This window comes from Rhodococcus sp. 7Tela_A2 (genome assembly GCF_049311045.1).
Classification (GTDB): Bacteria; Actinomycetota; Actinomycetes; order Mycobacteriales; family Mycobacteriaceae; genus Rhodococcus.
The window spans coordinates 1-11921 of sequence record NZ_JAXION010000125.1; the positions used below are offsets into that span (position 1 = coordinate 1).

Consider the following 11921-nt stretch of genomic DNA (forward strand, 5'->3'; position numbering starts at 1 on the left):
GGGGCCCCGCCCCCCCCCCCCCCCCCCGCGGGGGCCCCCGGGGGCTGCTGCCGTCCTGAGCGAGCACGACCCGGCGACGTGCCGGATACGCCGTGTCGGCGCTGTCGAGCGCTCCCTCTTCATCCGAAACCGCGGAGCGGGGGATTCATCCGGCATACGGTCGTAGGGGCGCCCGATGTCCCGGAGAATCGAGAGACACCCATGACGACCCTGCAATCCGCCGCTTCTTCTGCGACACCCGGCGTGCAGCGTGTCGGACTCCGTTTGTACCTCCTCGCGATGATCCTGGTCGAGATCTCGGCGTATCGGACAGGTAGGGGCACAGCGCTGATCGTCGCCCTCGCGGTGGCGATCGCGTTCGTCGCACGCGGGGTCTGGCTGCGCCGTCCCGTGACCCGTATGCACGCGGCAGCGGCCTTGCTGTGTCTGCTGGTGGCGGGTCTCGCGTATGCCTGGGGGCACAGTCATGTCGCGTTCGTCGCTATCGCGGTGTCGGGGCCCGTGCTGGTGCTTCCCGTGGCGAGCAAGCCGGAGCCGGAGGAGGAGGGTCGGATCGCCTCGCTCGTGCGGGAGTCCAGCGGCGACCCTTTGGCGCCGTTCGCGCTCAATTCGACCAAGTCGTACTTCTACAATTCCGGCCGCACCGCCGCGATCGGGTATCGGACCCGCGCCGGCATCGCGGTGGTGTCGGGCGACCCGGTGGGCCACGCACCGGCGTTCGACAACCTGCTGTCGGATTTCTCGCACTTCGCTGCCGACCGGGGATGGCGGGTGGCTGTTCTCGGGGCCAGTGAGACCACCGCCCGGTTGTGGCAGGCGGGCGGTCGGGGTCGCCCGCGCCTGAGGTCGGTGTGTATCGGGTGCGACGTGGTCGTCGACGTCGGACACTTTTCCCTCGTCGGCAGGCGTTTCCGCAATCTGCGCCAAGCGGTACACCGCAGCGAAAACGCGGGAGTCACCACCGAGATCGTCGCGGAGAGAGACCTCTCCCCGGAAGTGCGCAGTCAACTGCTCGAGATCGTGTCCCACGCTCGCTCCGGCCACCAGCGCCGGGGCTTTTCCATGATCCTCGACCATCTTCTCGACGGGACGTACCCGGACATGATGATCGTCATCGCACGCGACCGGGACATGGTTCCCGTCGGGTTTCAGCGCTACGGCCTTGCGCATCACGGTGACGAATGGAGCCTGGACGTACCGTGGCGCAGTCCGCGGGCACCGAACGGCACAGACGAGCGGATGGCCGTCGAGGTCATCGACCACGTCCGGAGCGCCGGCGGAACGTCGGTGTCGCTGGCATTCGCCCCGTTCCCGGACCTGCTCGGCCCGAACGGTACGGGCCGGTGGCGGGCGGCGGTGCGCTTGGTGCTCCGCCTCGGAGACTCGGTCATCGCACTCGAGTCGCTGTATCGGTATCTGGACAAGTTCCACGCAGGAGCGGACCGGCGGTTCGTCCTGTTCAAACTGCGGTACCTCCTGCCGGCAGCGTTCGCGATGCTGACCTTCGAATTCGTTCCTCACCGCGAATACAGCGCCCCCGCGACACCCGGCCGTAGTCCCGGCCTACCGCGCTAGCGGACACGCACGGGCTCACGCTGTGCCGGACACCCGTGCGAGGAAAACGTAACGCCGCGTTTCTCCGATCGGCACCATGCCGGACACACACTGCCGACACGCTTGCCCGGCACTGTCCGACCAGGAGGTTGATGTGTCCTACGTTCCCCCCGCCGAACTCGCTCGCTCGATGGTCGACGCCGGCCAGAGCAAGGTCCTCATGTCCACTCGGGACACGCTCATCCGTTCCTACATGGGCGGTGCGATCCTCGCGCTCGCGGCCGCCTTCGCTGTCACGGTCACCGTGCAGACCGGCAACGCACTGCTCGGCGCGGTTCTCTTCCCGGTCGGCTTCTGCATGCTGTATCTGCTCGGATTCGACCTGCTCACCGGGGTATTCACGCTTGCTCCGGTCGCCTACATCGACAAGCGTCCCGGCGTGACGGCAGGTGCGGTCCTCCGCAACTGGGGTCTGGTGTTCCTCGGTAATTTCGCGGGCGCGTTCACGGTCGCCGTGATGATCACCTACATCCTGACCTACGGGTATTCCATCCCGCCGAACGATGTGGCCCAGCAACTCATGCACATCGGTGAAGCGCGCACCGTCGGTTACGCCGAGCACGGCGCGGCAGGCATGATGACCCTGTTCCTGCGCGGCGTGCTGTGCAACTGGATGGTGTCCACCGCTGTGGTTGCCGCGCTGATGTCCAAGAGTGTTCCGGGCAAGGTCCTGGTCATGTGGATGCCGATCATGTTGTTCTTCTACATGGGCTTCGAGCATTCGGTGGTCAACATGTTCCTGTTCCCCTCCGGATTGCTGCTCGGCGGCGAATTCTCGCTCGGCGATTACCTCGTATGGAACGAAATCCCCACGGTCATAGGTAATCTCGTGGGAGGAATCGTTTTTGTCGGCGCCGTGATCTACGTGACCCACATGCGCACCGCTCCCAAGCGGGGAGCGGGAACCGACACAGAAACCGCCGAATCGGAACTCACGCCGGCCTGACCGGGCATCCGTCCCGACAGCAGCGGGCACTTCGCCCGCTGCTCCGACAACGACATCGACAGGGAGTACCCATGAACCCCATTCTTCCGAAGGCCGACGCTGCCGCAATTGTCGACGCGGCCAGAATCCGGCAGGGACTCACGTGGGCGGACCTCGCCGAACATCTCGGCACCCCGCTGGTGTGGACGACAGCCGCCCTCCTTGGGCAGCATCCGCTCAGCCCTGACCAGGCGCGTCTCGTGTGTGAACGACTCGAGTTGAACGACACCGTCGCTGAAAGTCTTGCACTGCAACCGCACCGAGGTTCCTCACCCGAGGTGATGCGCGATCCGACGATCTACCGCTTTTCCGAAGCGCTCTCGGTGTACGGACCGGCGCTCAAAGCGCTCATCCACGAAGAGTTCGGTGACGGCATCATGAGCGCGATCAACTTCACCGTCGACATCACGCGACGTCCCGATCCGGACGGCGACCGCGTCGTTGTCACCTTCGACGGGAAGTTCCTGGACTACCGCTGGTAAGCCGCCCAAGGGTTGAAGGTTCGCAACGCAGATCGGGAGAGTGTGCACGTCTGTCTCGCGGACGCTTTGCCGGTTTCGGTCCGTTTCGGTTTCTGCTGATTTGGTTCTTTCCCGATTCTCCTGTTTCCCGCCGCGATACGATTGCATGCCATAGGTGCCTGGAACTGTAAGGAACAGGTATGGCTGTCCGGTCGAGGTTCGGTCGTACTGTCCCATCCGCATTCTGAGGGGGAGTCATGTCCGAACCGGCCGGTCCCACCGACTTCCGCGGACGCGGTGTCGGCACCAGCGATTCGATCTCGGCCAATCCGGTGTTCGAGCGGCCAGGAGAGGCCACTGAACTCCCGAAAAACCGTATGCCGCAGTCGGAGTCGTATCCCGACACCGCCTACCAAATCGTGCACGACGAGGCGATGCTGGACGGCAACGCGCGCCTGAATCTGGCCACGTTCGTTGGCACGTGGATGGACGACTTTGCCGTTCGTCTCTACACCGAGTCCGCCGACAAGAACATGATCGACAAGGACGAGTATCCGCAGACGGCGGCCATCGAAACACGGTGCTGGACAATGCTTGCCGATCTGTGGAGCGCGGCCGATCCCGACAACGCCATCGGAACGTCCACGATCGGTTCCTCCGAGGCGTGCATGCTCGGCGGGCTGGCACTCAAGCGGAGGTGGCAGAAGCGCCGGCGCTCCGAGGGCAAATCCACCGAGGCGCCGAACCTCGTGCTCTCGAGCGCTGTTCAGGTGTGCTGGGAGAAATTCTGCAACTATTTCGAAGTCGAAGCACGGTATGTACCCATCACCTTGGAGCACAGAACCCTCGACGGGCACGAACTCGACAAGTATGTGGACGAGAACACCATCGGCGTCGTTGCCATCATGGGCGTGACCTATACCGGAGCGTACGAACCTGTTGCCGAGATCAGTGCGGCACTGGATCGCATCGCCGCCGACACCGGCGTCGATGTCCCGATCCATGTCGACGGCGCGTCCGGAGCGATGATCGCGCCCTTCTGCCAGCCGGACCTGGTGTGGGATTTCCGGCTCGACCGAGTGGCGTCGATCAGCACGTCGGGCCACAAGTACGGCCTCGTCTATCCGGGTGTGGGCTGGGTGGTCTGGCGGGACAAAGCGGCGCTACCGGACGAACTGATCTTCTACGTCAGTTACCTCGGCGGCAGCATGCCGACCTTTGCGTTGAACTTCTCACGTCCGGGTGCGCAGGTGCTGTTGCAGTACTACATGTTCCTTCGCCTGGGGTCCGACGGTTACACGCGAGTCCAACAGGAGTCGCTGGCAGTCGCGCAGTATCTCGCGCAGGAAATAGCCAAGCTTCCGGCATTCGAACTGTGGAACGACGGCTCCGACATTCCGGTGTTCGCGTGGATGCTGAAAAAGGGTTACACCGACAAGTGGACCCTCTACGACCTGTCGGACAGGTTGAGGATGAAAGGGTGGCTCGTACCCGCGTATCCCATGCCCGACGACCTCGCGGACGTCACGGTGCAGCGGATTGTCGTCCGCAACGGTTTGAGTCACGACCTCGCCACCGCGCTTCTGGCCGAGATCAAGACGGAGGTCGACTTCCTCGATCGGTTGGAGACTCCGATTCCACGTGAAGGTCAGCCGGTGCTGTTCCACCATTAGTCGGCCCGCTCGTCGCTGCGGGAGCGATGCACCATGGGCGTAGAGCGGTCCGTCGTCGCGAACGGGGAGGGTGCCAACTGCATACCTATCCGTGACCGAGAAGCCTGATATCCCGGCACCCCGTGGTCGAGGATGGGGTACGACGCCGGGAGAAGGATGGACGCTCTTCGGGTTCGGGGAGCATGGGGCTCTCGGGGTCGAACGGCTCGTGGATGTGCGGGCCCGCCCACCACAGGAGAATCGCGATGAAAGCAGCAGTCGTCACCGATTTCACAGCACCGCTCGAGATCCAAGATCTGCCCGTGCCCGACCCCGGACCCACCGACGTGCTGGTGAAGATGGAGGTCAGCGGTCTCTGCCACACCGATATCCACGCCGCACACGGTGATTGGCCGGTCAAGCCGTCGCCGCCGTTCGTGCCCGGTCACGAGGGCATCGGCCGTGTCGAAGCGATCGGGTCGGAGGTGACCGATCGCGCGGTGGGGGACCGGGTTGCTATCGCGTGGCTCGGATATGCGTGCGGCGCCTGCCGATACTGCATCTCCGGCTGGGAGACGCTCTGCGAGAACCAGCGTAATTCCGGGTACTCCGTGAACGGGAGTTTCGGTGAGTACGCCATTCTCCCTTCTGCTTTCGCGACCCCCGTTCCCGATGGCGTGTCCTCCGTGGATGCGGGCCCGCTGACGTGCGCCGGAGTAACGACCTATAAAGCGGTGCAGGTGGCGCAGGTCCGTCCCGCCCAGACCGTCGCGGTCTTCGGCATCGGCGGACTCGGCCACCTGGCGGTGCAGTACGCCCGAATTGCCGGCGGCTTCGTGATCGCTGTGGACGTCTCCGACGACAAGCTCGAGATGGCGCGGCGTCTCGGCGCAGACCACGTTGTGAACGCCAAGGCAGAGGATCCGGTAGAGGCGATTGCCCGGCTCGGTGGAGCGGATGTGGCTCTTGCGCTGGTGGCCTCGGCCGCGTCCTTCCAGCAGGCCTACGCCTCGCTGCGTCGAGGCGGGCGACTCGTGTGCGTGGCGCTGCCGGCCGGTGATGCGTCGCTGCCGGTGCCGATCTTCGACACGGTCCTCGGCGGAAAGTCCGTCATCGGTTCGATTGTGGGGACGCGGAACGACTTGGCCGACGTCTTCGCGCTGCACGCAGCCGGGCGCACCCAGGTCATCTCCGAAACGCGTCCGCTGGAATCGGTGAACGAGTCCATCAGCGATGTGCTGAGCGGAGCCGTGCCCGCACGTGTGGTGTTCGAGTTCTGACCGCGCGCTGCCCATGCGCTGAGCGGGTCCAGCGTTGACGGCGCGAGCACGACCCCGGCCCCGGCGACGCGATGCGGCGGCCGGGGCCTTCGTTTCTGAGCCGATGACGGGAATCGAACCCGCGTATTCAGCTTGGGAAGCTGATGTTCTACCATTGAACTACATCGGCACGCTGGGCTTTTGCCGGTTTTCACCGGCTCCGCTCGAGCTAGGAGCAAACTTTAGCAGACTCCCCGATCGGTCGCTGCACCCCTACACGAGGGTCTGTCCCTTCCTGATCCGCCGGCGCATATCGGCGAGAAGGACGCGGTACGGCAGTTCGCGCAGCGCGACCGGCAGTCGCTTGTTCACCGCGCCGAGCGCCTTCATGAGCCGCTCGAAGCGCCGTTGATCGCGGGGCGTCCACGCCATGAGCATCTCGTCGCGGAACCGCTGCGGCAGGTAGCCCGCGGTGAAGAACAGGTTGAGCCGGCCGAACAGGAACGGGATCGGCTGCGGCAGGAATTCCATGCGCGCGATCGACAGCAGGTGCTCCCGCACGACCGGATCGATGCGGACGTTCTCGAGCCCTTCCTTCCAGTACTGCTCGAATGCGTCGCGGTCCTTCGGCCACTTCGACCGAGGGACCTGCAGCGTGGTCCCGAAGGCGGCTCCGCGCTGGTAGAAGTAGTCGACGGCGTCCTCGGGGATCGGCCCGTAGAGGGAGCGGTGGACGTCTTCGAAGCCGCGGTAGATGCACGCGGCGACCCACAGTTGCAGTTCGTGGTCGAAGGCGTTGTATTTCACGGGACTGGCGGCGGTCGACCGGACCTGCGCGTGGGCCTTGTTCACGCCGTCGCGGAAGAGCCGTTTCTCGTCGTCGGTGCCTCGTGCCGCGACCGCCAGGTAGGTGAGGGTGGTGCGAGTGCGCTTGAGGGGGTGATCGAACAACCGCCCGGATTCGACGCGGCTCTCGAAGACGCCGTAGCCCACCTGGGGCCAGGACAGTTGCATGATGATGTTCGCCGCACCCGCGGCGAGCCCGAGACCGTCCATGGTGTCGTCCAGACCTGCGGGTTTCTCGAGGATCGTCATCGTGCTCCTTGTCGGCCGACTCAACTGAACACGAATGTACTCAGATATGCGCGTCGCGTAAAGAGGTCTGAGAAGATGGGCGCATGGCAACAGGACGGCTCTACGGCGGACGCGCGGGTGAGGAACGGCAGGCCGATCGCCGGGCTCAGCTCATCGAAGCCGGGCTCGACATCCTCGGTGGAGCCGACGGCGAACCCGTTTTGTCGGTCCGCGGCGTCTGCAAGCGGGCGGCCTTGGCATCACGGTACTTCTACGAGAATTTCGCGGACCGCGACGAGCTCACCGGAGCGGTGTACGACTACGCGGTGCAGCGGATCGCGGAAAGCACTCTTGCCGCAGTCGTCGGTGCGCCGCCCGGCGACGACCGCGCGATCGTCCGCGCCTGCGTCGAGAACATCGTCCGCGAGATCGGCGAGGACCCGCGGCTCGGGCGGATGCTGTTCTCCGTGAGCCAGGCCAATCCCCAACTCGCCAAGCGACGCCTCGCTTCGACGCGAATGTTCGCCGGGCTCGTCACCGCCCAGGCCGAGAACATCTACTCGATCACTCACACACCCCGCCTCGACCTGGCCGCGCACTATGTCGTCGGGGGGCTCGCGCAGGCGATGACCGCGTGGCTCGACGGCACGGTTCCCCTGGACGCAGACGACGTGGTCGAGCAGTGCACCGAACTGCTGCTCACGATGTCTGCACAACTGCGGCAGGACGCGGAGAGCTGACGACGTCTTCGTCGCCGATCTTCGGTGGTTGTTAACCTTTACCCCGTGCTCCTCTCCGATCGTGACATCCGCGCCCAGGTCGCCTCCGGGCATCTCGGTATCGACCCCTACGATCCGGAGCTCGTGCAGCCGTCGAGTGTGGACGTCAAACTCGACAGCCTGTTCCGTGTCTTCAACAACACCCGCTACACCCACATCGACCCCGCCAAGCAGCAGGACGAGCTGACGACGCTCGTGCAGGTGCCGCAGGGAGAGTCGTTCGTGCTGCACCCCGGCGAGTTCGTGCTCGGATCCACCATGGAGCGTTGCACCCTGCCCGATGACCTCGCGGGCCGCCTCGAGGGCAAATCGTCACTCGGGCGTCTCGGGCTGCTGACCCACTCCACGGCCGGCTTCATCGACCCCGGATTCGACGGTCACATCACCCTCGAACTGTCGAACGTCGCGAACCTGCCGATCACGCTGTGGCCCGGGATGAAGATCGGCCAGCTGTGCCTGTTCCGTTTGACGAGCCCCGCCGAGAATCCCTACGGCAGCGCAAAGGTCGGATCCAAGTATCAGGGGCAGCGTGGCCCGACGCCGTCGAAGGCGTATCTGAACTTCGTTCACGAACATCCCGACGCCCGTCCCAGCTGAGCGCGGCGCGGAATCGCCACGCCGCCGCTTCCCGTGGACGACAGGAATGCGATCGGAGAGGCGGGCTTCGCGGTCGGCCTTCGCCGCACCATGTCACGGCTGTAACGGGCAACCTCCCGATTTCGATGGCTCGATCGGGAGGGAACGGACGAAACGGAAGGTCGTGAGTGCGTGGGAGCACCGCTGAAAGCGCTGTTCGTGAACGAGAACATCGGTGGCCATGCAACTGTGCACTACTCCCTGCGCCGTGCCTTCGCCGAGCGCGACGATGTCGAGGTCGAATTCCTCGACGCGGGCGGGCCTTCTCTGCTCGGCCGGATCATGCGCGCGCCGATTCCCGGCCTCGGACGGCTCGATCTCGACCTGCAGGCGTTGCGGGGACAACTCGTGCATTCGCGCGGACTGCGCCGACGGTTACGGGAACGCCTCGCGGACGGTGACGTCGATGTTCTGCACGTCTACACACAAAACTGCATGCTCGGCTCCGCAGACGTGGTGCGTGGACTCCCCACTGTGGTCACGACCGACAGCACGAACGAACTCGACGCCTACCTCCTGCCCTACCGCGCGGCGACCCGGTTCACCCGCCTCGCCGTTCGGGCGGCGGTGCGTTTCGAGCAACCCGTCCTCGACGCGGCGCTGACCGTTGTCGCGAACGGCCGTCGTACCGCGGCGTCGCTCACCGGGCCGACGTACGGCCTGTCGGACGACAAGGTCACGACGATGGCCCCGGGAATCTGGTCGCCGTTTCTCACCGGCGAGAGAGCGCTCCCCGATCGCACGGGGCGAGCGCGACCGACCATCGTCTTCATCGGCACCAGCATGGAACGAAAGGGTGGCAACACCCTGCTGCGCCTGCACCAGAAGCACCTCGCCGACGCGTGCGATCTGGTTCTCGTGACCAAGGATGCCGTGCCGGCCGGTCGCGCCGTGACCGTGATCGACGACCTCACCAGCGGTGACGACCGGTTGTGGGACATCCTCGCCGACGCCGACCTCATGTGTTTCCCGTCGGGAATGGATCAGGCTCCCAACGTGATTCTCGAAGCGGGCGCCGCGGGACTGCCCGTGATCGCCTCGACGGTGGGGTCGATTCCGGAAATGGTGGTCGACGGCGACACCGGCCTGCTCGTCGACCACGACGACGAGGACGCGCTCCTCGCCGCGATGCGTCTGCTGCTGGCCGATGGAATCCGCCGTCGCGAGATGGGCGCTTCGGCCCACGAGCGCATCGCCGAGCACTTCGATATCCGGACCACGGCCCACCGTCTGACCGAACTGTTGTACGAGGCGCACGGGTCGGTCGCTGCACGGTGACCGACCCGCTGCTTTTCGTCGCACACACCGGGCAGCGATCGGGCGCGGAGAAGGTCATGCTCGCGCTGATCGACCACGCACGGAGCGAAGGACGACGCGTGATCGTGGCATGTCCCGACGGGCCTCTCGCTGACGCTCTGCCCGGCGAGGTGGCGCGACTGGTGGTACCGCCGCTCGGGATGCAGGGACAGCAAGGTGTCCGTCGTGTGCTCGGCCTGGCATCTCTTCCCGTGAGGTGGGCGAGGGCCGGAGCCCGGATCCGCCGTGCGCAGTCCACCGAACATGCTCGAATCGTGTGTAATTCGTTGTTCGCGCTCCCGGCGGTCTCCCTGGCCGTCGCCGGAACCCGGCGCGCCGGACGTGTGGCATGGCTCGTACACGACACCCTGTCGTCTCGACGTCAGATCCTCGTCGCCCGACTCGGCCGACCCAGCGTCGGCACCGCTGTCGCCGTGTCGTGTGCGACGGCGGAACCCGTCCGGGCACTGGGATTTCGCACGGTCGTCGCTCGTAACGGTGTATCCGTCGGCGAGCGTCGCCGCGACCCGGCGGGGCCAGGCGCATCGCGCGTGGGCATCCTCGCCTCGATCACCGAGTGGAAGGGGCACCGGATTCTTCTGGAAGCGGTATCCCGCATTCCCGATGTCCGGCTGGATATCGCGGGCACGCCGTTTCCCGGCGACGAGGCATTCCTCGACGAGTTGCGCACCCGTGCTGCGATGCCCGATCTGCGTGGACGCGTCGTTTTCCTCGGGCATGTCCCTCCCGCGCAGGTGCTCGATACGTGGGACGTCCTGGTCTCGGCGAGCACGTCACCGGAAGCGGGGCCCCTCGGAGTGCTGGAGGCCATGGCGCACGGCGTGCCGGTACTGGGCACCGATCACGGCGGCACGGCGGAATACCTCGCAGACGGCGCCGGTGTGCTGGTTCCGCCCGGTGATCCGGAGGCTCTCGCCGAGGCGCTGACGTGCCTCCTCGACGACCCGGTAGCGCGGCGTGACATCTCCGATATCGCCCGGCAGCGCGTCTTGTCACTGCACGATATCGACCGAACGCTGCCGGACATGGCGTCCGCGCTGTGGGCATGAGTGCGGCCCGGCGCTCCGAGCAGGGGCACCGGCTCACGGAAGGCGCTCGCGCAGCGTGTCCTGAACGAGGCACTGTGCCGTCACACGCTGTTCCTGCCCTTTTCCGGTGTACTCGCGAGTAGCAATCGCATCGGGATAAAGTCTCTTCCGTTGCCCTCACATCCCATCGTGCGGGCGACTGCGCAGGCCGGTAACCCCCATCGCCGGCCTACGCAGAAGCCCCGGTCTACTCCACCAGAGTCGCCCGGGGCTTCACTCTTCCCGCCGACATTTCCGGCACACCGAACGTCGAAACAAGTTCTGCCAGAACTGTTGTCGCGACAGCACAGCGCGGGCACGGGAGCGTTTCCGAAGTAGGTGGCCGACGCGACCGTCCGGGAGGCGGATCCGAGGCAGCGGTGAACGGGCGCCGGAATCGAACCATCAGGGGAGAAGCATTCCGATGAACTCTGTCATCAACGAGCTGCCGTTGCGGCAGTGGGTATCACCGCGTTGGGCCTGTGCATTCCCGGTACCGTGTCGGCGGCGGGCCCGAGCGTCTCGGCCGCAGCGGAATCCGGTGCGATCGTCGTCGATTTCGATCTGAGCGCGGCAGAGGTGGATCGTGGGGTGAGCTGCGTGACCTACGTGCTCGAACCCGGAAACATCGACACCGCCGAGCCATCCGGACGTATCGACAATCAGCCTGCCGGATCCAGTTTTTCGGTACGAAACACCACTGCCCCCAGCGGTGTCTACGTCAACGAGGGGCATCCGATTCCAGGCCGGCCCGCACAATCACCGACGGCACCTACCAGGTGTTCTCGGGCTGCCAGGATGCGTCGGGCTCCCGGTGGGAAAACATCTACGCGGCAGACGGACGGCCCTTTACCGGCGGAATCGCGGTGACGGTCGGCGGTGGTGGCGACGCGGCACAGCCCGCACCGCGCTCGCAGTCCGAGCCCTCACAGAACACGCCTCCGGCACCGGGCGCGATCACGACGGTTCCGGGCTTCGAGTTGCCCAGCGGGGTCGTCGAGTTTCTTCGCGACCTGATCGGCAATCCTTCCTGACGTCCCCTTCCGTCGCACATCGGCGGCCCCCCGGCCCGGGGGG

Annotated in this window: 11 protein-coding genes and 1 tRNA gene; 10 read left to right on the forward strand and 2 right to left on the reverse strand. The window is 65.7% G+C overall.

The genetic code is table 11. The annotated features are described in order from the left end of the window. Window positions 1–201 precede the first annotated feature (201 nt). The 5 genes from TVH25_RS18300 to TVH25_RS18320 all read left to right on the forward strand — a co-directional run bounded on the left by TVH25_RS18300 (window position 202) and on the right by TVH25_RS18320 (window position 5992). Window positions 202–1575: a bifunctional lysylphosphatidylglycerol flippase/synthetase MprF gene (locus tag TVH25_RS18300; protein WP_422425113.1), complete on the forward strand. Its 1374-nt coding sequence runs from the start codon at window positions 202–204 to the stop codon at window positions 1573–1575. A 133-nt stretch (window positions 1576–1708) separates the two neighbouring features. Further along, window positions 1709–2560 carry a formate/nitrite transporter family protein gene (locus TVH25_RS18305; protein WP_169651460.1) on the forward strand — a complete coding sequence of 284 codons (852 nt, stop codon included), beginning with the start codon at window positions 1709–1711 and terminating at the stop codon, window positions 2558–2560. 71 nt (window positions 2561–2631) lie between these two features. Then, complete coding sequence (cynS, locus tag TVH25_RS18310) at window positions 2632–3081, forward strand: cyanase (RefSeq protein ID WP_169651459.1); 450 nt, start codon at window positions 2632–2634, stop codon at window positions 3079–3081. Window positions 3082–3317: 236 nt separating this feature from the next. Beyond that, entirely contained in the window at window positions 3318–4733 is a 1416-nt protein-coding gene (locus tag TVH25_RS18315) for a glutamate decarboxylase (RefSeq protein WP_422425114.1), read from the forward strand. A 245-nt stretch (window positions 4734–4978) separates the two neighbouring features. Beyond that, the gene (locus TVH25_RS18320) at window positions 4979–5992 is read left to right on the forward strand and encodes a zinc-dependent alcohol dehydrogenase (protein ID WP_422425115.1); all 1014 of its coding nucleotides are present in this window, start codon (window positions 4979–4981) and stop codon (window positions 5990–5992) included. 98 nt (window positions 5993–6090) lie between these two features. Here TVH25_RS18320 and TVH25_RS18325 read toward each other — a convergent pair. Together TVH25_RS18325 and TVH25_RS18330 are read right to left on the reverse strand one after the other, a co-directional pair. Then, window positions 6091–6161 (reverse strand) — tRNA-Gly (locus tag TVH25_RS18325). An 83-nt stretch (window positions 6162–6244) separates the two neighbouring features. After that, the gene (locus TVH25_RS18330; protein WP_296550472.1) at window positions 6245–7066 is read right to left on the reverse strand and encodes an oxygenase MpaB family protein; all 822 of its coding nucleotides are present in this window, start codon (window positions 7064–7066) and stop codon (window positions 6245–6247) included. Window positions 7067–7149: 83 nt separating this feature from the next. Between TVH25_RS18330 and TVH25_RS18335 the strand changes: the two genes are divergently transcribed. The 5 genes from TVH25_RS18335 (at window position 7150) to TVH25_RS18355 (ending at window position 11878) form a co-directional block, all read left to right on the forward strand. Further along, a complete protein-coding gene (locus TVH25_RS18335; protein ID WP_422425116.1) occupies window positions 7150–7785 on the forward strand; it encodes a TetR/AcrR family transcriptional regulator in 636 nt (211 codons plus the stop codon). 45 nt (window positions 7786–7830) lie between these two features. Beyond that, complete coding sequence (gene dcd / locus TVH25_RS18340) at window positions 7831–8421, forward strand: dCTP deaminase (RefSeq protein WP_169618873.1); 591 nt, start codon at window positions 7831–7833, stop codon at window positions 8419–8421. Window positions 8422–8592: 171 nt separating this feature from the next. Then, window positions 8593–9738, forward strand: coding sequence for a glycosyltransferase family 4 protein (locus tag TVH25_RS18345; protein WP_422425117.1), 1146 nt, complete (start codon window positions 8593–8595; stop codon window positions 9736–9738). Continuing rightward, complete coding sequence (locus tag TVH25_RS18350; RefSeq protein ID WP_422425118.1) at window positions 9735–10826, forward strand: glycosyltransferase family 4 protein; 1092 nt, start codon at window positions 9735–9737, stop codon at window positions 10824–10826. The genes TVH25_RS18345 and TVH25_RS18350 overlap by 4 nt, the downstream gene beginning before the upstream one ends. Window positions 10827–11710: 884 nt before the next feature. Then, window positions 11711–11878: a hypothetical protein gene (locus TVH25_RS18355; protein ID WP_422425119.1), complete on the forward strand. Its 168-nt coding sequence runs from the start codon at window positions 11711–11713 to the stop codon at window positions 11876–11878. Window positions 11879–11921 lie beyond the last annotated feature (43 nt).

What these genes read in the sequence shown, in the direction of transcription:
- cynS (WP_169651459.1), top strand. Translation starts at nt 2,632, where the DNA reads ATGAACCCCATTCTTCCGAAGGCCGACGCTGCCGCAATTGTCGACGCG.
- TVH25_RS18335 (WP_422425116.1), top strand. Translation starts at nt 7,150, where the DNA reads ATGGCAACAGGACGGCTCTACGGCGGACGCGCGGGTGAGGAACGGCAG.
- TVH25_RS18300 (WP_422425113.1), top strand. Translation starts at nt 202, where the DNA reads ATGACGACCCTGCAATCCGCCGCTTCTTCTGCGACACCCGGCGTGCAG.
- TVH25_RS18320 (WP_422425115.1), top strand. Translation starts at nt 4,979, where the DNA reads ATGAAAGCAGCAGTCGTCACCGATTTCACAGCACCGCTCGAGATCCAA.
- TVH25_RS18315 (WP_422425114.1), top strand. Translation starts at nt 3,318, where the DNA reads ATGTCCGAACCGGCCGGTCCCACCGACTTCCGCGGACGCGGTGTCGGC.
- TVH25_RS18330 (WP_296550472.1), bottom strand. Translation starts at nt 7,066, where the DNA reads ATGACGATCCTCGAGAAACCCGCAGGTCTGGACGACACCATGGACGGT.